This window comes from Actinomycetospora sp. NBRC 106375 (assembly GCF_030269665.1).
In the GTDB taxonomy this organism is placed as follows: domain Bacteria; phylum Actinomycetota; class Actinomycetes; order Mycobacteriales; family Pseudonocardiaceae; genus Actinomycetospora.
The window spans coordinates 41,530-63,968 of sequence record NZ_BSTS01000025.1 but is presented as its reverse complement, the minus strand read 5'-3'; the positions used below and the strand labels follow the sequence as shown (position 1 = coordinate 63,968).

Sequence of the window (22,439 nt, the reverse complement as noted above, 5' to 3'; positions counted from 1 at the left end):
CAGATGGACGCAACGGTGGAGGGCCGCGGTCCGGTCGTCGTGGGATTCGACGGCTCGGCGCCGGCCGAGGACGCGGTGCGCTTCGCGATCGACGAGGGCGGGCGCCGCGGGGCGTCGGTCCGGGTCGTGGTGGCGCACGAGCCGCCGGACGCCTGGATGACGTCCTACGGCTACCCGCTGCTGGCCGACACCGGCGAGATCCGCCAGGCGGTGGAGGACGGCGCGCGCACCCGCGTCGAGGAGATCCGCGCCGGGCTCGGCGCCGCGGAGCGTGCGGTGCCGGTGGAGGTCGTGGCCGTGACCGGCCCCGCCGGGTGGGTGCTGACACAGGAAGCCGAGGGCGCCGCGATGCTGGTCGTCGGCCACCGCGGCCGCGGCGGGCTGCGCAGCACCCTTTTCGGGTCGGTCGGGCTCTCGGTGGTGCTGCGCGCGCCGTGCCCGGTCACCGTGGTCCGTCCCACCCCGGCACCGGCGCACGAGGCGCACGAGCAGGACGCCGCCGTGGCCGGGCCCCTGCCCGTCGGGCCGATCGCCTGATGCCCGCGCCGACCCCGTGAACGCGACCCGCACCCCGACGTCGGCGCAGCGGTGGACGCCGTCCGAGATCGCGGCCCTGCTCCACGCCCTGGAGCCCCTGAGCGGCCCGGCGGCCCCGGCGTGCGCGGTGTCGGTGCACGACCGGCGGGTCGAGCTCGCGCTGGACCCGACGGCGGGCCCGGTCACCCACCGGGCGCTCGTCCACGCCGGCCGCCTCGTCGGTGCGGTCGAGAACGCGCTGCGCTCGCTCGGCTGGGCGCCCCGGACCGTGATCGCCGCGAGCGCGGACAGCCGCCCGCTGGTGACCATCTCGGGCACCCGCCGGCGGCCCGCGACGCCGACGGACCTCGCCCGTCGGCGGGTCGACCGCCGGGCGGGCGACGGGGCGTCCCCCCGCTACGCGGCGCCCGCGGACCTGGCCCGCGTGGTGGACGTGGCGCACGCGGCCGGCAGCCGCGGGGCCTGGCTGCACCTGCTGAACGGCCCGACCCGGGACGGCTCGCCGGCCTGGCGCACCCCCGGGTCGGTCCCGCCGGACACGCTCGGGCTCGAGGTGCCCTGGCGCCGCCAACCGGTCCTCGCCGTCTGCACCCACACCGAGGGGGTGCGGGAGACGGTGCTCGCGGGCGTGGTGATCGAGCGGGCCACGGTGGAGGCCGCCCTGCGCGGACTGCAGTGCGACGTGCACGTCGACACCTTCGACGTCCCGGCGGTCCGCGCCGCGACCCTGGCCCACGCCGAACCCGAGCACGGCGTGGGCCACGGCGCGGTCTGCCTGCACCCCTGACCGGCGCCACCGGGAGAGCAGGCCGCGCCGCACGTGGGTCGGGGCCGCTCAGGCGGTGTGCGCCTGGCGCGATGCCGCGCCGGCCCACCCGATCGCCGCGTCGAGCTCGTTCGCGGCGAACTGCCGGACCTCGGGGTGGAGCAGGGTGCCCGCCACGCGCGCGGCGATCCCGACGGGCTGGCCGTCGACGGCGAGCGCGACGCGGCCGATCCGGCGCTGGTGGCCGCCGACGAACCGGAGGTGCTGCACGAGAGCCCCGACGTTCTCCCACCCGGGGAACGCCGCGGCGTGCAGGACCAGGCCGGGCAGCTCGGTGTGGTCGGCGAGCCAGCTGTCGACCGCCGCGGCGATGACGTCGACGTCCTCGCGGCGCAGCGGCTCGCCGACGTCCGCGACGACGACCCCGGCGGCCGGGTCCACCCGCGTCGTCACGAGACGGCCGGGCAGCGACTCGAGCCAGCGCAACGCCTCCGCCCGCTCGTCGGCGTCGAACACGCGCACGTGGCCGGGCAGGAAGAACGACGCCACGCTCGTGGAGCGTCGCACCCAGTCGAGATCGCTCACGACCGCGCAGCCCTCGAGGTTGCGCATCGCCGTGAGGCCGAGCTTGACGTCGGCCCACGCCGCGTCGGGGGTCAGGCCGCGGAAGTCCTCGTCGACGACGCAGAGCAAGCGCAGCCGCCGACCTTCGCGGACCGCGGCGTCGATCATGGGCACCACGACCGCGTCGTAGTCGTGCCGGCTGAGGGTCCCGACCGCGCGCACGGCGTCGATCCCGGCAGGGACGTCGGTGTCTGTTTCGATCATCCCCCGAGTCGATCCCCGGGCGACGCCCGGCGGCACCGGCCGGACGGCCCGACGCCTCGGGCCGCAGGTCCCCGCTGCGCGCGGTCGGGGCTCAGCGCCGGGTCTCCGCCACGCTGTGCAGGATCGTGCGGGCGTCGAGGACGCCGCAGGGCTCGCCGTCGGCGACCACGATCAGCACGGGGTGGTCGTGGGCGAGCATGCGCGCCGCGGCGCGGGAGCGACGCGTCTCCGGCCCGACCGACTCCGTCGGACGGGCCAGGTCGGACACCGGATCGAGCAGCCGGGCCGGGCTGGCGCCACCCCCGAGCGCGTGGCGCAGCAGGTCGGCCTCCGCGACCGTGCTGAGGCGGCCGTGACCGCGGAGCACGAGGTGGCCCGCGTCGAGCCGGCGCAGGTGGTCGAGCGCGGTCGCGACCCGGGTCGTCGGTGGCACCTCCACCGGGGCGAGGGGGCTCATGAGGGCGCGAACCGGCGGGTCCTCGTCGAGCGTCTCGGGCGGTGCCGCGAGCCGGGTCCCCGGCGGCGCTGGCGTGGTCATGGCCCGCAGCGTCGCCCGGGGCCCACCGCGGGCAGCAGGGTCGGAAGACCCGGCGGGACCGGGACACGCGCCGTCGCGGCGGGACTGTCGGACCCTGCCCTCCCGACCCGCCCTCCGGGGAACGTGGTCGCCGTCCGGGCCGGGAGGTGCCCGGCCGAGAGAGGGACGTCCGATGACGACGGAGACGAGGGTCGAGCCGACGGGCACGCCGGCGACGACCCGGCGCGCGGCCACCGGGACCACCGGGAACGACGACCCCGGGAGCGCGCCGGAGCCTGCTGCCCGCTACGCGCGGTGCTCGGTGGCGCCCGCCGCGCACGGCGTGATCGGGGTGCGGATGCGCTCGCGGGGGATGATCTGCCTCGGCCGCCGGTGGTGGCCCTACCGAGGGCACGAGGTCACCCTGCCGACGCACGGATACTTCCGCGAACTGCGGGTCGCGGGCGTGCTGCGCATCGTCGACTCCTGGGTGGCCGGACACGCCCGCCGGGAGACCACCGTCCTCGGGCGCCACCGGCACCCGGCCGTCGTCGGCCCCGACCTCGCCCGCGCCGACCTGGCCCACGCCGCGATGTGCGCGATCTGGGTCCCCTCGGTGCTCCTGCCGTCGGACACCGCGCACTGGACCGCGGACGGCCGGGACTCCGCCACCGTGGCCTTCGCGGTCGCGGGCGCCCCGGTCGCGCTGCACCTGACCCTGCACCGCGGCGGGCTGCCTCGCCGTGCCACCACGACGCGCTGGGGCGATCCGCGGCACCAGGGCGTCTACCGGGACGAGCCGTTCGGCGCGGAGATCCTCGAGCACCGGACGTACGGTGGGCTGACCGTGCCCGCCACCGGCATCCTCGGGTGGGGGATCGGGGCTCCCGGGCCCACCCGCGAGGTCCTCCGCTTCCAGCTCACGGCGCTCACGCCCGTCTCCGGGACCGACGCGCTGCCCGGGCCCGGCTGCATCGGCGTGGACGCGGGCGAAGGCGACACCTGGTGAGCGTGAGCTCGCTCGGTGCCGCGGCGGTGGAGCGGCGCCGGAGATCCGGAACTGGACGCTCCTGCTCCCGCCGCCCGCCCGCACCGCGGTGGAGGACGACCTGCGCCTGCGCCGCATCGCCGCGGAGTGATCCGGGACCTCCGGACGCCGGGTGAGCCGGTGGGCTCGGGGAGGAACGGACCTCCGGCCCTGCCGGTGGACCGTCGCGGGAACGGACGCTCGAGGCGCACACACGACACGGCGGCGCGAGCGCCGCGGCCCGAGGAGGCTGAAGGATGATCGATCGCTCGGTGCCACCCGCCGGGGTGGTCGTCGGCGTGGACGGCGATGCCGCGACCCTGCGGGCGGCGGCGTGGGCGGCCCGCGAGGCCGACGGCCGCGGACTGCCCCTCGACCTCGTCCAGGTGCTCCCGCCGTCGCACCGCCCGACCGACGAGCTCCGGGCACCGTCCGGCCGCGCCCTCGGCCTGTTGGAGCAGGCCCGTCGCGTCGCGGTCGGGGAGGCCCCGGGCGTCTCGGTCCGGCTCTCCGTGGTCGACGGGTCGGTGGGGGAGGCACTCGCCGCCGTGGCCCGTCGGGCCCACCTCCTCGTCCTCGGGTCCCGGGGGTTCGACAGCGTCGTCGACGTGACGCTGGGTCGCACGCTCGTCCACGCCATGACCCACGCCGCGTGCCCGGTGGTCGTGGTGCCCCCGCGCCGGGATCCCTGCGAGCGGCACACCGGGGCGATCGTGGTCGGTGTCGACGGCTCGCCGGAGTCCCACGGCGCCGTCGCCTTCGCCACCGACGTCGCCGACCGCTGGCACGCCCGGATCACGGCCGTCCACGTGGCGACCCGGCGCGTCGACGCCGACCACGACGACCAGCGGCGCGTGCTCGCCGAAGCGCTCGCCGGACTCGCGGACCGCCATCCCGGGGTCCGGATGCGCGAGGCGTTCCCGCACGGGGCCGCCGGCGAGGAGATCCTGGGCGAGGCCCGCCACGGCGCCGCGCTGATCGTGCTCGGCAGCCGCGGGCGGGGGTCCCTCGTCGGGCCGCTCGTCGGCTCGACCAGCCAGACGGTGGTGCGCTCCGCGTGCTGCCCGGTGGCGGTCCTGTCGTCCGCCGCCGCGCAGCGCTGGACCTCCCCGGACCGCGCGTGGGCCGAGGAGGGCGTGTGATGGCCGCCCGGACGACGGCCGACCCGGTCGTGCTCGGCGTCGATGACGGACTGCTGCGGCCGCGCGTGCTCGACCGCGCGATCGGCGAGGCCCGCCGCCGGACCGGGGCCGTGGTCCTCGTCCACGCCCACGGGCCCGAGACGCCGGTCGCCCCCTGGTACGACGACGCCGGTGCCCGCGCCCAGTCCTACCTGACGCGCACCGCGCCCGACCTCGACGTGCAGCTCGTCTGCCGGGCGGGCGACGTCACCGACACCCTGGTCGGCGCCTGCGGGGCGGGCTCGGTGCTGATCCTCGGCGACCGTCACCGCCGTCTCGGGACCGAGGCCGGGCGCGGCACCGAGCGCGCGATCGTCGAGGCCCCGTGCCCTGTCCTCGTGATCCCGGAGTACCGCGGTCCGACCCCGCAGGGCGCGCAGGTACGCCGCGCGCTCGTGGTCGGCGTCGACGGCGGACCCTCGTCGCCGGCGGTCCTCGCGTTCGCGCTCCGGAGCGCGGCCGATCAGCACGTGCCGCTCGAGGTCGTGCGGGCCGTCCCACCGCCCGCCGGCGCCGAGTCCGCGGACGTCCCCGAGTCCGACCTCGCCGAGGCCCGGCAGCAGCTCGCCGCGGTCCTCGCGGCCGCCAGGAGCCACGCACCCGACGTGCCCGTCGAGGTGGAGCTGGTCGCCGACCGGCCGGCGCGCGCGCTGCTGGAGCGGGCGGCCGGCGCGGACGAGCTCGTGGTCGGGCACCGGCGCGACGCGACGGCCACACTGCGCGGGCCCGGCTCGACCGCCCGGTCGGTGCTCGCCGGGGCGCCGTGCGCCGTCGCGGTCCTCGGGCCGCTGGGCCGCCCCGCGCCGGTCCCGGCCGGGGACAGCGCGCGATGAGCGTGACGGACCTCGCGCCTGCCGTCACCGAGACCCACACGGCGGTGCTCTGGTTCGCCGGCGACCGCGTGCACAAGATGAAGAAGCCGGTCGACCTGGGCTTCTGCGACTTCACGACCCTCGAGCGCCGCCGGGAGGCGTGCCTGCGGGAGCTCGCGCTGAACCGTCGCCTCAGCCCCGAGGCGTACCTCGGGCTGGAGACCCTGCTCGACGCGGACGGCCTCGCCTGCGAGTACCTCGTGGCGATGCGGCGGATGCCCGCCGAGCGCAGCCTCGCCGCGATCGTCCGGGCCGGCGAGCCGGTCGACGACCACCTGCGGGCGCTCGCGCGCCGCCTCGCCGCGTTCCACAGCACCGCGGCCCGGGGTCCTGCGGTCGACCGGGAGGGCACGGTGGAGGCCGCCCGCACCCGGTGGGCCGGCGTCCTCGACGGCCTGCGGCGGCACGCCGGCTCGGTCCTCCCGGCCGACCTCGTCGACGTCGTCGCCGCGGCCGCGGGGGCGTTCCTCGACGGGCGCCGCGCGCTGTTCGACCGGCGCCGCCGCGAGGGCCGCGTGGTGGACGGCCACGGGGACCTCCTCGCCGACGACGTCTTCTGCCTGCCCGACGGCCCGGTGGTGCTCGACTGCCTGGAGTTCGACGAGCACCTGCGCTACGTCGACGGTCTCGACGACGCCGCGTTCCTGGCCATGGACCTGGAGCGCCTCGGGGCCGCGGACGCCGCCGATCGCTTCGTCGGCTGGTACACCGAGTTCGCCGACGACCCCGCCCCGCCCGCCCTGCGCCACCACCTCGTGGCCTACCGGGCCGCGGTGCGGTGCGCCGTCGCCTGCGTGCGCGTCGACCAGGGCGGGGAGGGGGCCGCACTGGCCCGCGAGCTCCTGGACCTGGCCGCCGCGCACCTCGACGCGGGACGGGTCCGGTTGGTGCTCGTCGGCGGCCTGCCCGGCACCGGCAAGTCGACCGTCGCGGGCGGCCTGGCCGACCGGCTCGGCGCGACGCTGCTGTCCAGCGACCGGGTGCGCAAGGAGATCGCCGGGCTCGACCCGGCCACCGCCGCGGGGGCCGCGTACGGGACCGGCCTCTACCGGACCGAGCACACGGCGGCGACCTACGGCGAGCTGTTGCACCGCGCGGAGGAGCTGCTCGCCCTCGGGGAGTCGGTGGTGCTCGACGCCTCGTGGACCGGGGCCGCCCACCGCGAGGCCGCCACCGGGGTCGCGGCCCGCTGCTCGGCGGCGATGACGTCCCTGCGCTGCGAGGCGCCCGGCGACGTCGCCGCCGAGCGCATCCGCCGGCGCCGCGGCTCACCCGACCCGTCCGCCTCGGACGCGACGCCGCTCGTGGCCTCGGTGATGGCCGCCGACGCCGACCCGTGGCCGGAGGCCACGGTGGTCGACACCGCGGGGACCGTCGCCGCCGCCGTCGCCGTCGCCCTCGGGGCGGTCCGCTCGCCCCGGCCGCACGCCACGTGGACGGTCGTCGAGGTGTGAGGCCGGGAGGGCCGGGCCGGGCGGGTCAGGTGGGCTCGGGGGTGCGGCGCCGGTGGGCCGTCGAGACCGCGAGGGTCACTGCCGTCACGCCCAGGGCCACCAGGACGGCCGCGACGGCCAGCAGCAGCACCGACAGCGTCCGCAGTGCGGGCACCGTCGCGCCGGCGTCGGCGCCGACGTGCACGCCGGGCCCGCCGTCCGGCTGCAGCACCACGACCGACCAGTCACCCGGCGCCGACCGCCACGTCACCGCCTGGGTGCCGGGGCCGGCGGCCGCGGCGACCCAGATGCCCGCGTCGCCCGGCGCGACCGCCGGCGGGCCGCCCGGCTGCTCGACGATCACCGGCCGCGTGCGGCCGCCGTCGTCGCCCGCCATCGTGCCGGTGGCGACCCCGGCCAGGTAGCGGTCCGCCGCGGCGCGGGGCGCGACCCCGACGAACACCGGGCGCGCCGGGTCGAGGGAGGCGACACGGATCCGCACCTCGCCGAGGCCGGCGGACGGGGAGAACGTCTCACCGGGTGCGCCCTCGAGCAGGAGTCCGGGTGCGCGCACGGCGTACCCAGTGCTCGTCATGAGGCTGGGCGGCGTGGTGAGGAAGCCGGCGTCGTCCCGGGCGGAGGCGTCGGCCCCCAGCCCGGTCAGGCCCCCGACCAGCGGCGGCACCGCACCCAGGCACAGCACCGTGCCGAGCGCCAGGGCGACGACCGGGCCGGCGGTCCATCCGCGGCCCGCGGTGTCGGGCGGCGCGGCCGCGCGCGTGGCGTCGGGCTCCGCGGCGGTCTCGCCGGGCTCGCGCGGGCCGGTGTCGAGGACGAACGGCGGATACCGGTCGGTCATCAGGGCGGCGTAGGCGGCGACCCGGAGCACCCACCGGTCGAAGCCGATCACGAGATCGAAAACGGTCTGCGGGTAGGCGCCCCGCACGGCGTGGACGACGATGCCGACGAGCGCCAGCAGGCCCACGAGCCCGCCGGCGCCGACGGACCACCGGTAGTCCTGGCCCTGCCAGACCCACCAGGGGCTCGCGATCAGCAGTCCGACGACCACGTACTGGGGGATGGCCAGGAGCCACCACTTGACGAGCACCAGACCACGCGAGAGCCGCTCCGGGTGGTCGATGTCGAGGTCGGCCGGGTAGGAGTCGTCCCGCTGCAGGCTGAACGGCGGGTAGCGGTCGGTGCCGAAGGCCGCGTTGGTGTAGAAGGCCACGCGCCACGCCCACCGCAGAACGCCCACCGCGAAGTCGAACAGCGCCCGCGGGTAGCGACCGGTGATGACGATCGCCACGAGGGCGACGAGGCTGACGACGGCGAACGCGACCCAGAGGAACGCCAGCACGACCCAGTGCGGGACGGCGAGGAGCCACTTCAGCAGCCACAGCCAGCGGGACAGCTGCGGATCGAGCTCACCGCGCACCCGCACCGGCGAGCGCGGTGACGGGGCGGGTGGTGGCGTCGACTCCGGCGAGGTCGGGGCGTCCGTCGTGGTCACGGTGACTCCTCCGTCGGGCGCTCGCCGTCGTCGGCGTGCGCGAGGGTGGCCAGCGCGTCGCTGGCGGTGACGATCCCGACGACGACGCCGTCGTCGGTGACGAGGGCGGCCTCCATCCCGCCGGTGAGCACCGCGCGGGCGATCCGGGGCGCCGACGCCCCGGCCTCGACGGTCGGGACCGGACGCCGGGCCAGGCGGCCCACGGGGGCGGTGACGCCGTCCACCGCCGCCGCGACGAGGTCGCGGTCGACGAGCAGTCCCACGCACCGGTCGTCGGCGATCACCGGCAGGTGCCGGACGCCGGCGACGCGCAGGACGCGCAGGGCCTCGGCGACCGTGGCGTGCTCGGTCACCACCCGGACCGGGCGGCTGGGGTCGAGGCGCAGGACGGGGTCGGTGGTCATGCCGCCATCGGAGTCGCCCGCGGGCGTCGGCGGCAGGGACGAGGGTCCCGGTCACGCGGCCCGACGGTCGGGGACCCTTCGGCCCTGCCGGGGTCCCGGGAGGCCGGGCGACCGTGGAGGCCTCACGAGGAGGTGGACCATGGCCCGGGCCCTGGTGGTCTTCGAATCCATGTACGGCAACACCGAGGCCGTGGCACGCGCGATCGCCGACGGACTCGCCACCCGCGTCACCGTCGACACGGTCGAGGTCGGCGAGGCCCCCGCCGCCCCCCCGGGCGACTGCGCGCTCCTCGTCGTCGGCGGGCCGACGCACGCCTTCGGGATGAGCCGTCCGTCGACACGCGAGGACGCGGGCACGAAGACCGGACGGGCGATCGTCTCGCGGGGGCCCGGCGTCCGGGAGTGGCTCGCGGCGCTGCCCGACCGGTCGGGGTTCGCGGCGGCGGCCTTCGACACCCGCGTCGCCCGCCCCCGCATGCCCGGCTCGGCGGCCAGGGCGATCGCTCGTCGCCTGCGCCGTGGCGGGATCGGCCCCGCGGACGGGCCCCACAGCTTCTTCGTCGACGGCTCGGAGGGGCCGCTCGTCGAGGGCGAGCTCGACCGGGCCCGCGCCTGGGGCGCGAGCCTCGCCACCGCGGTGGCCGTCCCGGCCGGCGGCGCGTCGTGACCGGCGGACCGGACGGCGGGGCGATCGTCGTCGGGGTGGCGCTCGAGGGCCGAGGAGCGCCGGCGGTGCGGTGGGCCGCGGCCGAGGCGCGGGACCGCGGCGCCTCGCTCCGGCTGGTGTGCGCCCTGGTCCCGCCGCGGGGCAGCTACCCGGGCCGCTCCGTCATCGGCGTGGACGCGGGGGAGGCACTGCTCGCGGCGGCGCGCCGCGAGCTGCACGCGATGCGCGCCGTGGCGCGGGAGGTCGCCCCGGGACTGGCGGTCGACGAGACGCTGATCGAGAGCGGCCCGGTCGGGGTCCTCCGGGCGCAGGCCCGGACCGCGGCCGCGATCGTCATCGGTACCGATCGGTTCGGGCTCGCCGGCGAGCTGCTGATGGGCGGGATCGCCCGGGGCCTCGCGGGCCACGTCGACGTCCCCGTGGTCGTCGTCCCCGGCGACGACCACGGGGACGACGGCCTGCTCGACGGCACGGGCGGCCGCGGCGTGGTCGTCGGCGACGACGGCACCCCCGGCTCCCGCGGCGCCCTCCGCTTCGCCGCCGACCGGGCGGCGCGACGCGGGACGCCGCTGGTCGTCGTGCGGGCCGGTCGGGACGCCCGCACGGTGTCCGAGGAGCTTCCCGAGCTCGGCGCGGACCGCCCGTCCGCCGTGCACGTGGTCGTCGCCGAGGAGCGGGCGGACCGGGTCCTCGCCGATCAGTCACACGACGCCGAGCTCGTGGTGCTCGGCGTCGGTCCCCACGGCCGCTGGCACCCCGTCCACTCCACGCGCCGCGACCTCCTCCGGCGGATCTCCCGTCCCGTCGTCGTCGTGCCGCCGGGCACGTCGGCCGGGACCCGTCCGGAACCGGCGCGTGCCGCCGGGCGGGGAGCGCCGGGTGCCGGTGCCCCGACCGCGGGCGCCGCCCGGGCGGAGGACGGCCCGTGAGGGTCCAGGACGTCATGACCCGGACCACGGTGACGGTGGGCCCGGACACCCCGGTCCACGCCGCGGCCGAGCTGCTGGTGCACCACGGGTTCACGCTGCTGCCGGTGCTCGCCGCCGACGGCGTCCTCGTCGGTGTGATCGGCGAGTCCGACGTCCTGCGCGGGCGGGTGCTCGACGATCCGCGGTCCGGCGGGGCCGACGACGACCCGCCCCCGCCACGGACCGTCCGCGAGGTGATGACCCGCGACGTCCGCACGGTGAGCGCGTGGAGCGACGTGGCCGACGCCGTCGCGCCCATGATCGATCGGGGTCTCCGCAGCCTCCCGGTCGTCTCCGAGGGCGCGCTCGTCGGCATCGTGACCCGCCGGGACGTCGCCGGCGTCCTCGCCCGCAGCGACGAAGACCTCCGGGCGGCCGTGTCACGCCGCCTCGACACCTACGCCGGCTGGCACCGCTGGGACGTGCACGCCGACCGAGGCGAGGTCGTCCTCTGCGACGAGGAGGACGACCCGCTGCAGCAGCACATCGCGACGGTGATCGCCGCCGGTGTCCCCGGCACTGTGCACGTCGCCACGCACCGCCGTGACCGGTGCCCGGCCCACGGCAGCGCCGCCTGAGCGCCCGGGCGCGCCCCGACCGCCCTCCGGCGGCGGGCCCGGCGGCCGTCCGGGCGGGGACGTTGGACCCTGCACCCGCGCGGGTGCCGGCGGGAACGTCGCGGTGGACCCGTCCACCCGACGGGCCCGATCGAGAGCCCTGGGAGGAGCCATGAGCGAACAGACCGAGATGAGGAGCGAGTACCCGTCGACCGCGCCGGCGTCGGGCACGTGGGCCGGCTGGGTGCACTTCGGCGCCATCGTGATGGTCGTGGTCGGGGTCTTCGGCGTCCTCGAGGGCCTCGCGGCGACGCTGAGCCCGACGTACTTCGTCTCCACCGCCGGCGGCGCCGTGTTCGTCCTGTCCTGGGCGACGTGGGGCTGGGTGCACCTGATCCTGGGGGCGCTCGTCGCCCTCGTCGGGGTCAGCATGCTCGGCGAGGCGCCCGCCTGGGCGCGGAGCGCGGCGATCGTGCTCGTCGCCCTGAGCGCGATCGTGCACCTGATCGCCATCCCCGTCGCGCCGGTCTGGTCGATCGTCGTGATCGGCCTGGACGTGCTGGTGCTCTACGCACTCGTCACCACGTGGGGCATGCCGCTGGGCACCCGGCGCTGACGCCCGTGGCCCCGGGCCGGTGCACGCGCCGGCCCGTGGCGCGCGTCGGGAGGAGGGCCGATGACCGACCACGCGGACATGCCCGGCCGGATGCGGGACCTGGTGCTCGCGCTCGATGCCTACCGGCGGGCCCATGCCGACGTCCTCGGGCTCGGCATCGGGGAGCTGCTCACGCTCTCGGACCTCGGGAGGCAGGACGCCCAGCCCGTCTCCCTGCTCGCGGCGCGCCTCGGTGTCGCGGCCCCGGCCGGCACGGCCCTCGTCGACCGGCTGCACGCCAAGGGTCTCGTCGTCCGGCGCCGCCACCCGACGGATCGCCGCAGCAGGCTCGTCGAGCTCACGCCGCGCGGCCGTCGCGTCGCGGAGCTCATGGACCGGCTGTTCCACGAGGACGTCTCGACCGGGCTCGACGGCGTGCCGCTGGAGCACCTGCACGAGCTCGCCGACCTGCTGGATCGCGTCGCGGCCGCCCTGAGGCTGCGCGCCGGCGACCTCAACGACCTGCGGCGCCGGATGGTGCGGGCGGACAGCGCGTCCGGGGACGGTCCCGCCGCACCCGGACCCCCACCGCCGGTGGTCGAGTCGGGAGAGGAGCCGACCACCTGACAGGCACGGACCAACGGCCCGGCACGGCGGGTCCTCGGGCCGCGGTGCCCGACGGCCCCGGAGCGGGAGCCTCGACCCCGGCGGGCGGTGCGCCCGCCGTGCCGAGAGGAGAACGACATGGACACGACGCAGGACGGCGCCCGCCGGGTGGAGGACCACGCCGGGGTGGCGATCGGTCGGGTGGACGACCAGGGCTGCGTCACCGACTTCGCCGGCGTACGGATCGGGCGGGTCCTGCCCGGCGGCGTGGTCGAGGACTTCGCGGGCATCCACCTCGGCGTCGTCGCCGGCGGGCCCGCGCGCCACGCCGCGGTCGCCTGAGCGCCGCCGTGACGAGCAACGGCACCAGCGTTCTCGGGCCGGTCGTGGTCGGGACGGACGGGTCCGCGACGGCCCGGCGTGCCGTCCGGTGGGCCGCCCGCGAGGCGCTGGCCCGCGGCCGCGAGCTGCGCATCGTGCTGGCGTACGGCGGCGTCGATCCCACCCTCATGTCCGAGGCGTCGCTGTGGCGCCGGTACCAGCAGGGCATCCTCGTCCGGGCGCGCCACGACGTCGACGAGGCGCTGCGGGCGGCCGAGGAGGTCGCCCCCGGACTCGTCGTGACCGATCGGCTCGTCGACGGTCCCGCCGCCCCGGTCCTGCTCGAGGAGGCGGGGAGAGGACTCCTGGTCGTGGGGGAACGCGGCGAGGCCGACCTCGGGGAACCCTTCGCGGGCTCGGTCGCGGCCTCGTGCGCGGCCCACTCCGCCGGGCCGGTCGTGGTGGTGCGGGGCGACGTGACCGCGGACGACGCGGCGCCGGTCGTGGTCGGGGTCGACGGGTCGCCGACGAGCGCGGCCGCGGTCGACTTCGCGGTCGAGGCCGCGGATGCGGCCGGCTGCCCGCTCGTGGCCGTGCACACCTGGTGGGATCTCCGCATCGGGCCGGACCTCGAACCGCTGCTCGACTGGGGCGCGATCGCCACGAGCGAGCGCCGCATCCTCGCCGAACAGCTCGCGGGCCACTCCGCGGCGCATCCCGACGTGGCGATCTCGTCGGTCGTCGAGCGCACCCACCCGTCGGCAGCGCTGGAGCACCACGCCCGCGGGGCGCGGCTCCTGGTGGTCGGCACCCGTGGGCGCGGACCGGTCGCCGGCCTCCTGCTGGGTTCGGTGAGCCGGCGCATGGTGCACCGCTCGCCGTGTCCCGTGGCGGTCGTGCCGCCGCCCGGGGGACCGCGCCACCCGCTCGGGGTGGCGACCCGTCAGGCCGCGGACGCGCTCGAGAGCACATGCACCCCGAGCTCCTGACGACTCGAGCGGGGGGAGCCGGCCTGCGCGCCCGGGCACCGGTCAGGAGCCCACGCCCGGCAGGGCGACGACCTGGGCGGCGTAGGTCAGGCCGGCGCCGAAGCCCGCCAGCAGGGCGAGGTCGCCGGGGCGAGCGGTGCCGTCGGTCAGCAGCGCGTGCATGGCCAGGGGGACCGAGGCCGCGGAGGTGTTGCCGGTGGTGACGACGTCGCGTGCCACGACGGTGCGCTCGGACAGCGCCAGGGCGCGGACGAGGGCGTCGGTGATCCGGTTGTTGGCCTGGTGGGGGACGAAGGCGTCGAGGTCGCCGACGCCGACGCCGGCGGTGGCGAGGGCCTTCTCGGCGAGCGGGGCGATCTGGGTGCTGGCCCATCGGAACACCGCGGGGCCCTGCATGCGCAGGCCGGGGACCTGCTCGTCGGTCCCCGATCCGCTCGGGCCGTGGACGATGAGCTCGGCGTTGGCGCCGTCGCTGCCCCAGGCGACCGGTCCGACGCCCGGGGCCGCGGAGGGTCCGACGACGACCGCGCCTGCGCCGTCGCCGAACAGGAACGCGGTGCCGCGGTCGGTGGGGTCGAGCAGGTCACTCATGCGCTCGACGCCGACGAGGAGCACGTGCTGCGCGGTGCCGCCGCGGACGAGGGAGGCGGCGAGCTCGAGGCCGTAGCAGAACCCTGAGCACGCCGCGCCGAGATCCATCGCCGGCGCGGTCACGCCGAGGAGGGCGGCGACGCGCGTCGAGACCTGGGGGCAGACGGTGTCGGGGGACATGGTCGCGACCAGCACCGCGTCGATCTGGCCCGCAGCCAGGCCGGCGGCGGCCAGGGCGTCGCCGGCCGCCTGCGCGGCCATCACCACGACGGTCTCGTCGGCGCCGGCGAACCGCCGGGTGCTGATGCCCGAGCGCGACAGGACCCATCCGGGGTCGGTGCCCTCGATCCGTGCGCAGACCTCGTCGTTGGTGACCGTGCGTCGGGGTCGGTAGGCCCCCAGCCCCAGCAACCTCGCCTCGCGCGCCTCGACGGTCCGGGCGGTGATCGGGGCAGCAGGCACGTGGACCTCCACGAAGGGCGGGGCACGCCAGGGAGCGACGCTTCCCCCCACGGTGCCGCCCCTCCTCGGTTACTCGGAAGTCCTACTAATCGGTACCGGGATGGTGCTGCTCACACTACGAGGAGGGCTCACCACCACTGCGTCGCCACCGCGCGCACCGGGAGGCGCCAGATCGTGCACCTCACGGCGGCCACTGCTCCGATCGGGACGTTCCGCCCAATCATGTGGTCACGTACCGTCATCGCCGTGGACCTGCTGGAGCGCGACGACCAGCTCCTGTGTCTGCGCCGGGCCTGGGACGACGCGCTCGGTGGATCGGGGTCGACCGTCCTGCTGGCCGGCGAGTCCGGTGTCGGCAAGGCCCGGCTCGCCCGGGTGTTCGCCGACGGTGTCGACGACGGCCAGGTGCTGTGGGGCGTCTGCGACCCGCTGGGCGTCCCGCGCCCGCTCGGCCCTCTGCACGACGTCGCGGCCGACCTCGGCGACCCCGTCGCCCGATCGCTGGCCGCCGGGGCCCCGCTCCACGCGATCTGCGACGAGCTCCTGCGCCTCCTGCGGGAACGGTCGGTGCTGCTCGTCGTCGACGACCTGCAGTGGGCCGACGAGGCCACGGTCGACCTGCTGCGCTTCCTGCTGCGCCGGATGCCGGGGACGCGCTCGCTGGTGCTGGCTACGTACCGCGACGACGAGCTCGACCACCAGCACGCCCTGCGCGGCCTGCTCGGCGACGTGGCCCGCTCGCCCGCGGCCACCCGGCTCGACGTCGCGCCACTGAGCCTCGAGGGGGTCACGGCGATGGTCGGGGCCCGCGACATCGACCCGGCCCGCCTGCACCGGCTCACCCGCGGGAACTCCTTCTTCGTCACCGAGATCGTCACCCAGGGCGGGGAGGTCCTGCCTCCTACGGTGCGTGACGCCGTCCTCGCCCGTGCCGCCGGCCTCGATGCCGTCGCCCGCGACCTGGCCGAGCTGGTCGCCTGCGCCCCACCGGGATCCCGGACGGGCTGCTGCCGGCGCTCGGGGTCGGGAGCGGACCCCTGCGCACGCTCGACGCCGCCGGGCTCGTGGTCCGCGACCGGCGGCGGATCACCTACCGGCACGACATCTGCCGGCTCGCGATCGCCGACGCCATCCCTCCCGGCGGTGACGTGACCCTGCACCGGCGGTTGCTCGCGGCGTTCGAGACGCAGCCCGACCCGGACCCCGCGGTACTGGTGCACCACGCCGCGGCCGCCGGCGACGGCGAGCGTGTGTCGTCCTACGCCGCGAGCGCGGCGCGCGTCGCGTCCGGGTCGGGAGCCCACACCGAGGCCGTCCGGTTCTTCCGGACCGCCCTCGAGGCGGCCCCCGACGGCGCTCTCGACGTCCGTGCCGAGCTGGCCGAGCTGCTCACCGTCGAGCTGTACCTCACCGACCGTCTCGACGAGGCGGTCGCCGCCGGTCGGCAGGCCGTCTCGCTGCGCCGGACCGAGGGCGACTCCCGCGGCGTCAGCGCCGGCCACCGGCTGCTGGCCGTGCTCGAGTGGTATCTCGGCCACCGGCGCCACGCCGAGGAGTACGCGGCCGCCGCCGTGGACGTGCTCGCCGCCGAGCCGGACCCCGGCCCGCCCGGGAACGCGGCGCTCGGGGCACGCCCACTCCATCCAGGCGTTCCTGGCCATGCAGGCGAGCGACCTCGTGGGCGCCCGGGAGCGGTGCGCGCGTGCCCGCGAGGTCACCGACGTCGCCCGGGACCGCGCGCTCGACGTCCGCCTCGGGGTCATCGAGTCCGTGGTCGCGATGATGGACGGGGAGGACGGGGCCCGCGACCGGCTCCTCGCCGTCCTCGAGCACGCCCGCGAGCGGTTCGACGAGGAGGCCCGCTCCACCGTCGCGAGCAGCCTCACCGAGATCGACGTCGAGCAGCGCCGGCTCGACGACGCGGCGGAGGTCCTCGAGCGCAGCCTCCCGCTGACCGCGGAGCGGGACGTCCGGATCGCCCACGGCCTGCAGCTCGGCGCCCGGGCGCGGTTGCACCTGCTGCGCGGCGCCTGGGACGACGCGCGCCGCGACGCGTCGACGGTGCTCTCCGGGAGTCGGTCGGCGGTGACCCACACCTGGCCGTGCCTGGTCCGCGGGCTGGTGGAACTGCGCACCGGCAGGATCGGCGGCGGCGACCTCCTCGACCGGGCCTGGGAGCTGGCGCGGGGCTACGGCGAGCCGCTCAAGCTGCTGCCCGCCGCCGCCGCGCTCGCCGAGCGGTGCTGGACGACCGGGACCGCCGACTCCCGCCTCGACGACGCGGCCGCCCTCCTTCCGGCCGCGGCTCTGCCGGGCACCGAGTGGTCGGCCGGCGACCTCGCGGTCTGGCTCGTGCGTCTCGGCCGCGACGTCGACACCACGCGCCTGCGCGTCGCCGAGCCCCATCGCCTGCTGCTCGACGGGCGGCCCTCGGCGTCCGCGGCGAGCTGGGAGACGCTGGGGTGCCCCTACGAGCGGGCGCTCGCGATGGCCGACTCCGGCGAGCGCACGGAGACGTTCGCGGCACTGGAGATCCTCGACCGGCTCGGCGCCGACGCCGCGGCGGCGAGGGTGCGGCGCGACCTGCGCCGGCGCGGCGTCACCGGCGTCCCCCTCCGGCCCCGGACGAGCACCCGGGCCAACCCCGGTGGGCTGACCTCCCGGCAGGTCGACGTGGTGCGCCTCCTCGCCGACGGTCTCACCAACGCCGAGATCGCCGCACGGCTGGTGATCTCGGAGAAGACCGCCGACCACCACGTCTCGGCGATCCTCACCAAGCTGGACGTGCGCACCCGTCGGGAGGCCGCCGCGGTGGCCCGGACCCTGGGCGTCACCCCGGATCGTCGCCGCGCCTCCCGCGACGGAGCCGGGTCGGATCCCGTCCCTCCGCGGACGTAGGCACCGTCTTGTCGCCCGGGAACGCTCATGCGTCCAGGACCGGCAGCTCGTCACAGCCGGCGGGCGCGAGCACCGCGGACACCTGGGCGAGAAGGTCGGGGCGCACGCGGTAGTACACCCAGGTGCCGCGCCGTTCACCGGTGATCAGCCCGGCCTCGCGCAGCACCTTGAGGTGATGGCTGATGGTCGGGCCGGACAGGTCGAACACGTCAGTGAGGTCGCAGACGCACGCCTCGCCGCCGACGTGGGAGGCGATCAGCGAGAGCAGCCGCAGCCGGACCGGGTCGCCCATCGCCTTGAACACCCGCGACAGCTCGACCGACTGCTCGGCCGAGAGCGGCTCACGAACGAGGGGCTCGCAGCACCCGACGACCGGGCCGAACGTGGCCGACGCCCGCTCCTGCTTCGACATACGTCTACCTTGACACTCGTCGAACCAAGGGGGCAACCTCTGGTTCGACCGACGTCGAAGCAGACGTCCGCCGAGACCGAGGAGGACCATCATGTCCCGAGTGCAGCTCGCCCTGCGGGTCTCCGACCTGGAGGGCTCGATCCGCTTCTACAGCCGGCTCTTCGGCGTCGAGCCGGCCAAGCGCCGCCCCGGGTACGCCAACTTCGCGGTCGCCGAGCCGCCGCTGAAGCTGGTGCTGCTCGAAGGCGAGGCCGACCGTCCGACGGTCATGGACCACCTCGGGGTCGAGGTGGAGTCGACCGACGAGGTCGACGACGCGACCGCGCGCCTGTCCGAGCTGGGGCTGTTCACCCAGGTCGAGGACGACACCACCTGTTGCTACGCCCGCCAGGACAAGGTGTGGGTCCGGGGTCCGGGGAACGAGCCGTGGGAGGTCTACACCGTGAAGGACGACTCCCCGGAGTACGGCACCGACGGGATCATCACCACGATGCCGGACGACGCCTCCGCCGAACCCGTCACCGAGCAGACCGGGTGTTGTGCGTGATCACGGCGCTGGGGAGCCCGGCCGCCGGGCCCCTCGGAGTGAACCGTGGGACGAGGATGTCGATGACGGCGAGGCTGTTCGTGGAGTCCTCGACAGCGTCGACATCATCGGGGAGATCGCCATGAGCACGAACACCACGAAGACCACGGACCTGGACCACACATTCGCCGGCGTGGTGCAGCGCAGCCCGAAGCCGGGCGGCTGGACCTACCTCTGTACCGACTGGTCCGCAGCGTTCTTCGGCACGCGCGGTCTGGTGAAGGTGGTCGGCACGGTCGACGGCCACGCCTACCGCGGATCGTTCATGGCCCTCGGCGACGGCACACACAAGCTGCCGATGCCGGCGGCGCTGCTGGCGACGATCGGCAAAGGGGTCGGCGACACCGTCACCGTCCACCTGACGCAGCGCCTCGCCCGGGGGTGAGGCCCGCGCCGTACGGTCGGAGGATGGCGAGGGAGGGCCGGGGCGGGACCGGGGTCCTGATCCTCGTGATGTTCGCCGGGATCGCGATCGCGGTGGTCAGCGTCGGGCAGGTCTTCCAGCGGGGCGGGACGACGTGGCTCGGGGTGCTCGTCGGCCTCGCGATCGCGGCGGTCGCCGGCGGCGTCCTGGTGCTGCGATCACCGCGCCGACGGCGCTGACCGGCTCAAGCGCTCCAGGCCCGCGAGCGCCAGAAGGCCGTGAGCACGCGAGCACCGCGGGCCGGGTCCTCGGCCATCCACCAGTGGCCCAGTCCGTCGAGCTCCGTGACCTCCGCGCCCGCGCGCTCCGCGGCGCGTCGCCGCAGCGCCACCGACCCGCCGTAGGGGTCCTCCGTGGCCACGATGCCGAGACCGGGGCGGGCGGCGAGGGCGGACAGCCCCCGGCCGAGCTCGGCCATGGCCGGCTGGGCGGCGGAGCGGTAAAGGGCGAGGACCGCCTGCTTCATCTCGTCGCCCTGCACACCAGCGATCTGGAGGGCCTCGGCCCGACCGATGCCGAGCGACTCCATCTGCTCGGCCCGCTGCCCGGGAGTCCCGCCGAACATCGCGTCGAGGCTGGCCTCGCCCTCGCCGGGCGTCTGCCACGTCTGCGCGAGGTCGTGCCACGTGTAGTCCGGCTCGAAGAGCCCGAGCGCGTCGCTCGCCCAGCTACGCGCCAGCTCCGGGCGCGCCATCACCGTGGTCACGACGTGGCCGCCGCCCCAGTCGTGGCCCAGGAGGTCGACGGGCCGGTCGAGGCGCTCGAGCTCGCCGACGAGCCAGTCGCGATACCCCGTCACGGTCGGGGAGAACCCGGCCGGCAGGGGCACGCCGAAGCCGGGCGGGGAGAGCCGCACGACGTCGTCGACGCCCGCGCGGGCCAGCTCGGCGACGAGCGGGTCCCACACCGCCGCGCTCTCCGGGTTGACGTGCACCAGTGCCACCGTCACGTCGGCGCATACCCCGGACGCGTCGTCTCGATGCCCCGACGGCGGGCCAGCGTCAGCACGGTCGCCGCGTAGACCACCGTCCCGAGCATCGAGGCGACGAACACACCGCTGCCGACCTCCCTGTAGTCGGCGACCGAGTCGGTCGCGGCGTAGGCGGCCGAGACGATCCAGACGACGGTGTTGTGGACCAGGTGCAGGGCCAGGGCGGCCTCGAGGCCCCCGGTGCGCAGGGTCAGCACCGAGAGCACGACGGCGAACACGACGAGGTCGGCGAAGCCCCACACGCTCGCGGTCGCGCCCTCGTGGACGAGCGCGAACAGGACGGCGCTGACCGCGACGCCGGGCCAGGGGCCGCGGACGACGGCGCCGAAGGTCTGCACGATCCAGCCCCGGAACAGGTACTCCTCGGCCGCGGCCTGGAACGGGGTGAGCACGAGGACCACGACGGCGATCCCGAGGAACGAGGACCAGCCCGCGAAGGCCCCTTCGGTCGGGTCGACGAGCTCGCCGACCAGGACGGTGACGACGGAGACCGCGAGCGCGGGGACCAGGCACACGACGAGCCAGCGACCGCGCAGGCGCCCGGTGACCGACGACAGCGTCCCCGGCTGGCGCCGTTCCACGACCCGCACGACGAGGAGCACCGCCGGCAGGGTGGCGACGATCACCAGCAGGCCGGCCGCGGCCGCCCAGACCGGGTCGGTCGGGAAGCTGTCGGCGTCGAGGGGGACTCCCGCCACCAGCGCGGCCAGGTCGATCGCCGCGGCGACCGCGGCCACGAACAGCAGGCCCCCGACGACGATCGACAGCAGTGCCGTGGGGCCGACCCACCAGCGGCGGCCCGGCGTCCTCGCGAGGTGGTCGTAGGTCATCGGAGCCGGGTCGACCGCCGCGGTGCCGACGGTGCTGACGGCGTCCCCGGTCGTCGGCGGGATGGTCGGATGTGTCGCGGTCATGGCTTCCTCCGGCGGGCTGCAGAACGGCACGGTGACGGGCGCGGCGGCCCTGCGAGCAGGGTCGGGCGCATCACCGGCGCGGTCTGTGGCCTCGCGGCGCGATTTCCGTGGCCGCGGGAGCAGGCTCCTGTCACCGGGAGGACAGGTCGGAGCGCGGGTCGGTGACGTCAGGTCCGGTCCGCCGCCGCGATCCAGTCGGCCGCGGTGGTGACGTCGGCCTGGCTCGGGAAGACCTTCTCGGTCAGCACGCGGTGGACCTCGGGATCGCGGTCGAGGCAGCAGTCGGCGAGGACGGTGAGCGCGAAGTCGAGGTCCGCCGCCTGCCGGAGGGTCGAGAGCACGACACCGCTGGTGGCGACCCCGGTGAGGACGAGGTGGTCGATGTCCTGGGCGCGGAGCACCATGTCGAGGTCGCTGCCGGCGAAGCCGCTGACGCGGCGCTTGGTGACCACGACGTCACCGTCCCGCGGTGCCACCTCCGCGGGGATCGCGGTCGCCTGCGGGTCGGCGTCGCCGAGGCGGGCGACGACGCCGGCGAACAGCTTGTTGCGCGGGCTGACCTCGGGGGCGCCGGGCCGGAAGCCCACGACCACGTAGATCACCGGGATGTCGGCGGCCCGCGCGGTGTCGATCACCTCGCGCAGCCTGGCGAGGTACTCCGGGTCGGGGATCCGGGCGAGGACCATGGTCTGGACGTCCATCACGAGGACGGCACTGCGCGACATCGTCGTCTCCTCCGCGCCGGGGGTGTCGGATGATCGGTACCCGCGGACGGAGCGGGAGAGACGGAGACCTGGCGATGGCGAGTGGACAGGACGCGACCACCGGACCGACCCCGTTCGAGGTCCACGAGTCGGGGTCCCTGCTGCACGGGACCAAGGCCAACCTGGCGGTCGGCGACCTGCTGGTCCCCGGACGCCCGTCGAACTACGAGGCGGGCCGGATCATGAACCACGTCTACGTGACCGAGACGCTCGACGCCGCGGCCTGGGGAGCCGAGTTCGCCGTCGGGGACGGCCCCGGCCGCATCTACGTCGTGGAGCCGACGGGCGCCCTCGAGGACGACCCCAACGTCACCGACAAGAAGCTCCCCGGGAACCCCACGCGCTCGTACCGGACCCGCGAGCCCGTCCGCGTGGTCGCTGAGCTCGAGGGCTGGGTCGGCCATACCCCCGAGCAGCGCCGGACGATGCAGGATGGCCTCGACGACCTCCGGCGACGCGTCTCGCGGTCATCGACGACTGACCACCGTCGGCGAGGCGCCGCCGGCCCCCCGGTCCGGCGACGCCACCCCCGACTGCGGACACGCCCTCGCCGACCGTGCCGAGGAGAAAAGTACCGAGCGGTATGCGTTCGGGCAAGACCGTGGGATGCTCGCCG

The 22,439-nt window shown here is 76.4% G+C and carries 27 protein-coding genes and 1 pseudogene; 19 read left to right on the top strand and 9 right to left on the bottom strand.

The window, feature by feature from the left end; genetic code table 11:
* Positions 1 to 3: 3 nt before the first annotated feature.
* Both QSK03_RS29190 and QSK03_RS29185 read left to right on the top strand, forming a co-directional pair.
* Positions 4 to 537 (top strand): universal stress protein, encoded by a 534-nt coding sequence (locus QSK03_RS29190; RefSeq protein ID WP_285659100.1) that lies wholly within the window; start codon positions 4 to 6, stop codon positions 535 to 537.
* Between the two features lie 16 nt (positions 538 to 553).
* Complete coding sequence (locus tag QSK03_RS29185) at positions 554 to 1,324, top strand: hypothetical protein (RefSeq protein WP_285659099.1); 771 nt, start codon at positions 554 to 556, stop codon at positions 1,322 to 1,324.
* 48 nt (positions 1,325 to 1,372) lie between these two features.
* Here QSK03_RS29185 and QSK03_RS29180 read toward each other — a convergent pair whose 3' ends face one another.
* Both QSK03_RS29180 and QSK03_RS29175 read right to left on the bottom strand, forming a co-directional pair.
* Positions 1,373 to 2,131: a SpoIIAA family protein gene (locus QSK03_RS29180; RefSeq protein ID WP_285659098.1), complete on the bottom strand. Its 759-nt coding sequence runs from the start codon at positions 2,129 to 2,131 to the stop codon at positions 1,373 to 1,375.
* A gap of 91 nt (positions 2,132 to 2,222) precedes the next feature.
* Positions 2,223 to 2,669 carry a CBS domain-containing protein gene (locus QSK03_RS29175; RefSeq protein ID WP_285659097.1) on the bottom strand — a complete coding sequence of 149 codons (447 nt, stop codon included), beginning with the start codon at positions 2,667 to 2,669 and terminating at the stop codon, positions 2,223 to 2,225.
* 172 nt (positions 2,670 to 2,841) lie between these two features.
* Between QSK03_RS29175 and QSK03_RS29170 the strand changes: the two genes are divergently transcribed.
* The 4 genes from QSK03_RS29170 (at position 2,842) to QSK03_RS29155 (ending at position 7,182) form a co-directional block, all read left to right on the top strand.
* The gene (locus tag QSK03_RS29170; RefSeq protein WP_285659096.1) at positions 2,842 to 3,657 is read left to right on the top strand and encodes a DUF6544 family protein; all 816 of its coding nucleotides are present in this window, start codon (positions 2,842 to 2,844) and stop codon (positions 3,655 to 3,657) included.
* A gap of 275 nt (positions 3,658 to 3,932) precedes the next feature.
* On the top strand, positions 3,933 to 4,817 hold the full coding sequence (locus tag QSK03_RS29165; protein ID WP_285659095.1) for a universal stress protein: 885 nt from the start codon (positions 3,933 to 3,935) through the stop codon (positions 4,815 to 4,817).
* Entirely contained in the window at positions 4,817 to 5,689 is an 873-nt protein-coding gene (locus QSK03_RS29160) for a universal stress protein (protein ID WP_285659094.1), read from the top strand. Before QSK03_RS29165 ends, QSK03_RS29160 begins: the two co-directional genes overlap by 1 nt.
* Complete coding sequence (locus QSK03_RS29155) at positions 5,686 to 7,182, top strand: bifunctional aminoglycoside phosphotransferase/ATP-binding protein (RefSeq protein ID WP_285659093.1); 1,497 nt, start codon at positions 5,686 to 5,688, stop codon at positions 7,180 to 7,182. Before QSK03_RS29160 ends, QSK03_RS29155 begins: the two co-directional genes overlap by 4 nt.
* Positions 7,183 to 7,207: 25 nt before the next feature.
* On the opposite strand, the gene QSK03_RS29150 is transcribed toward QSK03_RS29155, so the two are convergent.
* The gene (locus tag QSK03_RS29150; RefSeq protein ID WP_285659091.1) at positions 7,208 to 8,674 is read right to left on the bottom strand and encodes a DUF4389 domain-containing protein; all 1,467 of its coding nucleotides are present in this window, start codon (positions 8,672 to 8,674) and stop codon (positions 7,208 to 7,210) included.
* Positions 8,671 to 9,078: a CBS domain-containing protein gene (locus QSK03_RS29145; protein ID WP_285659090.1), complete on the bottom strand. Its 408-nt coding sequence runs from the start codon at positions 9,076 to 9,078 to the stop codon at positions 8,671 to 8,673. Before QSK03_RS29145 ends, QSK03_RS29150 begins: the two co-directional genes overlap by 4 nt.
* Before the next feature lie 139 nt (positions 9,079 to 9,217).
* Between QSK03_RS29145 and QSK03_RS29140 the strand changes: the two genes are divergently transcribed.
* The 7 genes from QSK03_RS29140 (at position 9,218) to QSK03_RS29110 (ending at position 13,781) form a co-directional block, all read left to right on the top strand.
* Positions 9,218 to 9,745 carry a flavodoxin family protein gene (locus tag QSK03_RS29140; protein ID WP_285659089.1) on the top strand — a complete coding sequence of 176 codons (528 nt, stop codon included), beginning with the start codon at positions 9,218 to 9,220 and terminating at the stop codon, positions 9,743 to 9,745.
* The gene (locus QSK03_RS29135) at positions 9,742 to 10,674 is read left to right on the top strand and encodes a universal stress protein (protein ID WP_285659088.1); all 933 of its coding nucleotides are present in this window, start codon (positions 9,742 to 9,744) and stop codon (positions 10,672 to 10,674) included. The genes QSK03_RS29140 and QSK03_RS29135 overlap by 4 nt, the downstream gene beginning before the upstream one ends.
* Positions 10,671 to 11,291 carry a CBS domain-containing protein gene (locus tag QSK03_RS29130; RefSeq protein WP_285659087.1) on the top strand — a complete coding sequence of 207 codons (621 nt, stop codon included), beginning with the start codon at positions 10,671 to 10,673 and terminating at the stop codon, positions 11,289 to 11,291. The genes QSK03_RS29135 and QSK03_RS29130 overlap by 4 nt, the downstream gene beginning before the upstream one ends.
* A 151-nt stretch (positions 11,292 to 11,442) precedes the next feature.
* Positions 11,443 to 11,886, top strand: a complete 444-nt coding sequence (locus QSK03_RS29125; protein ID WP_285659086.1) for a DUF7144 family membrane protein — start codon at positions 11,443 to 11,445, stop codon at positions 11,884 to 11,886.
* A gap of 60 nt (positions 11,887 to 11,946) precedes the next feature.
* Positions 11,947 to 12,492 (top strand): MarR family winged helix-turn-helix transcriptional regulator, encoded by a 546-nt coding sequence (locus QSK03_RS29120; RefSeq protein WP_285659085.1) that lies wholly within the window; start codon positions 11,947 to 11,949, stop codon positions 12,490 to 12,492.
* A gap of 117 nt (positions 12,493 to 12,609) precedes the next feature.
* Positions 12,610 to 12,813: a hypothetical protein gene (locus QSK03_RS29115; protein WP_285659084.1), complete on the top strand. Its 204-nt coding sequence runs from the start codon at positions 12,610 to 12,612 to the stop codon at positions 12,811 to 12,813.
* Positions 12,814 to 12,821: 8 nt separating this feature from the next.
* On the top strand, positions 12,822 to 13,781 hold the full coding sequence (locus tag QSK03_RS29110; RefSeq protein WP_285659083.1) for a universal stress protein: 960 nt from the start codon (positions 12,822 to 12,824) through the stop codon (positions 13,779 to 13,781).
* Positions 13,782 to 13,823: 42 nt separating this feature from the next.
* On the opposite strand, the gene QSK03_RS29105 is transcribed toward QSK03_RS29110, so the two are convergent.
* On the bottom strand, positions 13,824 to 14,834 hold the full coding sequence (locus QSK03_RS29105) for a beta-ketoacyl-ACP synthase 3 (RefSeq protein WP_285659082.1): 1,011 nt from the start codon (positions 14,832 to 14,834) through the stop codon (positions 13,824 to 13,826).
* 246 nt (positions 14,835 to 15,080) lie between these two features.
* On the opposite strand from QSK03_RS29105, the gene QSK03_RS29100 reads away from it, so the two are divergent.
* Positions 15,081 to 15,986, top strand: coding sequence for an AAA family ATPase (locus QSK03_RS29100; protein WP_285659081.1), 906 nt, complete (start codon positions 15,081 to 15,083; stop codon positions 15,984 to 15,986).
* Between the two features lie 507 nt (positions 15,987 to 16,493).
* Positions 16,494 to 17,732, top strand: a complete 1,239-nt coding sequence (locus tag QSK03_RS29095) for a helix-turn-helix transcriptional regulator (RefSeq protein WP_285659080.1) — start codon at positions 16,494 to 16,496, stop codon at positions 17,730 to 17,732.
* Positions 17,733 to 17,757: 25 nt separating this feature from the next.
* On the opposite strand, the gene QSK03_RS29090 is transcribed toward QSK03_RS29095, so the two are convergent.
* A complete protein-coding gene (locus tag QSK03_RS29090) occupies positions 17,758 to 18,144 on the bottom strand; it encodes an ArsR/SmtB family transcription factor (protein WP_285659079.1) in 387 nt (128 codons plus the stop codon).
* 91 nt (positions 18,145 to 18,235) lie between these two features.
* On the opposite strand from QSK03_RS29090, the gene QSK03_RS29085 reads away from it, so the two are divergent.
* The 3 genes from QSK03_RS29085 (at position 18,236) to QSK03_RS29075 (ending at position 19,333) form a co-directional block, all read left to right on the top strand.
* Positions 18,236 to 18,691: an ArsI/CadI family heavy metal resistance metalloenzyme gene (locus QSK03_RS29085; protein WP_285659078.1), complete on the top strand. Its 456-nt coding sequence runs from the start codon at positions 18,236 to 18,238 to the stop codon at positions 18,689 to 18,691.
* Positions 18,692 to 18,812: 121 nt separating this feature from the next.
* Positions 18,813 to 19,115 (top strand): DUF1905 domain-containing protein, encoded by a 303-nt coding sequence (locus QSK03_RS29080; protein ID WP_285659077.1) that lies wholly within the window; start codon positions 18,813 to 18,815, stop codon positions 19,113 to 19,115.
* Positions 19,116 to 19,138: 23 nt separating this feature from the next.
* Positions 19,139 to 19,333, top strand: coding sequence for a hypothetical protein (locus QSK03_RS29075; protein WP_285659076.1), 195 nt, complete (start codon positions 19,139 to 19,141; stop codon positions 19,331 to 19,333).
* Between the two features lie 5 nt (positions 19,334 to 19,338).
* Here the strand turns inward: QSK03_RS29075 and QSK03_RS29070 are convergent, their stop codons facing one another.
* The 3 genes from QSK03_RS29070 to QSK03_RS29060 form a co-directional block, all read right to left on the bottom strand.
* Entirely contained in the window at positions 19,339 to 20,103 is a 765-nt protein-coding gene (locus tag QSK03_RS29070) for an alpha/beta fold hydrolase (RefSeq protein ID WP_285659075.1), read from the bottom strand.
* Complete coding sequence (locus QSK03_RS29065; RefSeq protein WP_285659074.1) at positions 20,100 to 21,059, bottom strand: CPBP family intramembrane glutamic endopeptidase; 960 nt, start codon at positions 21,057 to 21,059, stop codon at positions 20,100 to 20,102. The genes QSK03_RS29070 and QSK03_RS29065 overlap by 4 nt, the downstream gene beginning before the upstream one ends.
* 167 nt (positions 21,060 to 21,226) lie before the next feature.
* Positions 21,227 to 21,784 carry a cysteine hydrolase family protein gene (locus QSK03_RS29060; RefSeq protein WP_285659073.1) on the bottom strand — a complete coding sequence of 186 codons (558 nt, stop codon included), beginning with the start codon at positions 21,782 to 21,784 and terminating at the stop codon, positions 21,227 to 21,229.
* Positions 21,785 to 21,858: 74 nt separating this feature from the next.
* Between QSK03_RS29060 and arr the strand changes: the two are divergent.
* Positions 21,859 to 22,304: pseudogene (gene arr / locus QSK03_RS29055) on the top strand (NAD(+)--rifampin ADP-ribosyltransferase).
* Positions 22,305 to 22,439 lie beyond the last annotated feature (135 nt).

Excerpts from the sequence above, each read along its gene's own strand:
- QSK03_RS29175 (WP_285659097.1), bottom strand. The coding sequence starts at position 2,669 with ATGACCACGCCAGCGCCGCCGGGGACCCGGCTCGCGGCACCGCCCGAG.
- QSK03_RS29120 (WP_285659085.1), top strand. The coding sequence starts at position 11,947 with ATGACCGACCACGCGGACATGCCCGGCCGGATGCGGGACCTGGTGCTC.
- QSK03_RS29125 (WP_285659086.1), top strand. The coding sequence starts at position 11,443 with ATGAGCGAACAGACCGAGATGAGGAGCGAGTACCCGTCGACCGCGCCG.
- QSK03_RS29090 (WP_285659079.1), bottom strand. The coding sequence starts at position 18,144 with ATGTCGAAGCAGGAGCGGGCGTCGGCCACGTTCGGCCCGGTCGTCGGG.
- QSK03_RS29140 (WP_285659089.1), top strand. The coding sequence starts at position 9,218 with ATGGCCCGGGCCCTGGTGGTCTTCGAATCCATGTACGGCAACACCGAG.
- QSK03_RS29160 (WP_285659094.1), top strand. The coding sequence starts at position 4,817 with ATGGCCGCCCGGACGACGGCCGACCCGGTCGTGCTCGGCGTCGATGAC.
- QSK03_RS29145 (WP_285659090.1), bottom strand. The coding sequence starts at position 9,078 with ATGACCACCGACCCCGTCCTGCGCCTCGACCCCAGCCGCCCGGTCCGG.
- QSK03_RS29180 (WP_285659098.1), bottom strand. The coding sequence starts at position 2,131 with ATGATCGAAACAGACACCGACGTCCCTGCCGGGATCGACGCCGTGCGC.
- QSK03_RS29080 (WP_285659077.1), top strand. The coding sequence starts at position 18,813 with ATGAGCACGAACACCACGAAGACCACGGACCTGGACCACACATTCGCC.
- QSK03_RS29060 (WP_285659073.1), bottom strand. The coding sequence starts at position 21,784 with ATGTCGCGCAGTGCCGTCCTCGTGATGGACGTCCAGACCATGGTCCTC.
- QSK03_RS29095 (WP_285659080.1), top strand. The coding sequence starts at position 16,494 with ATGCAGGCGAGCGACCTCGTGGGCGCCCGGGAGCGGTGCGCGCGTGCC.
- QSK03_RS29065 (WP_285659074.1), bottom strand. The coding sequence starts at position 21,059 with ATGACCGCGACACATCCGACCATCCCGCCGACGACCGGGGACGCCGTC.
- QSK03_RS29155 (WP_285659093.1), top strand. The coding sequence starts at position 5,686 with ATGAGCGTGACGGACCTCGCGCCTGCCGTCACCGAGACCCACACGGCG.
- QSK03_RS29170 (WP_285659096.1), top strand. The coding sequence starts at position 2,842 with ATGACGACGGAGACGAGGGTCGAGCCGACGGGCACGCCGGCGACGACC.
- QSK03_RS29165 (WP_285659095.1), top strand. The coding sequence starts at position 3,933 with ATGATCGATCGCTCGGTGCCACCCGCCGGGGTGGTCGTCGGCGTGGAC.
- QSK03_RS29085 (WP_285659078.1), top strand. The coding sequence starts at position 18,236 with ATGTCCCGAGTGCAGCTCGCCCTGCGGGTCTCCGACCTGGAGGGCTCG.
- QSK03_RS29075 (WP_285659076.1), top strand. The coding sequence starts at position 19,139 with ATGGCGAGGGAGGGCCGGGGCGGGACCGGGGTCCTGATCCTCGTGATG.
- QSK03_RS29190 (WP_285659100.1), top strand. The coding sequence starts at position 4 with ATGGACGCAACGGTGGAGGGCCGCGGTCCGGTCGTCGTGGGATTCGAC.
- QSK03_RS29115 (WP_285659084.1), top strand. The coding sequence starts at position 12,610 with ATGGACACGACGCAGGACGGCGCCCGCCGGGTGGAGGACCACGCCGGG.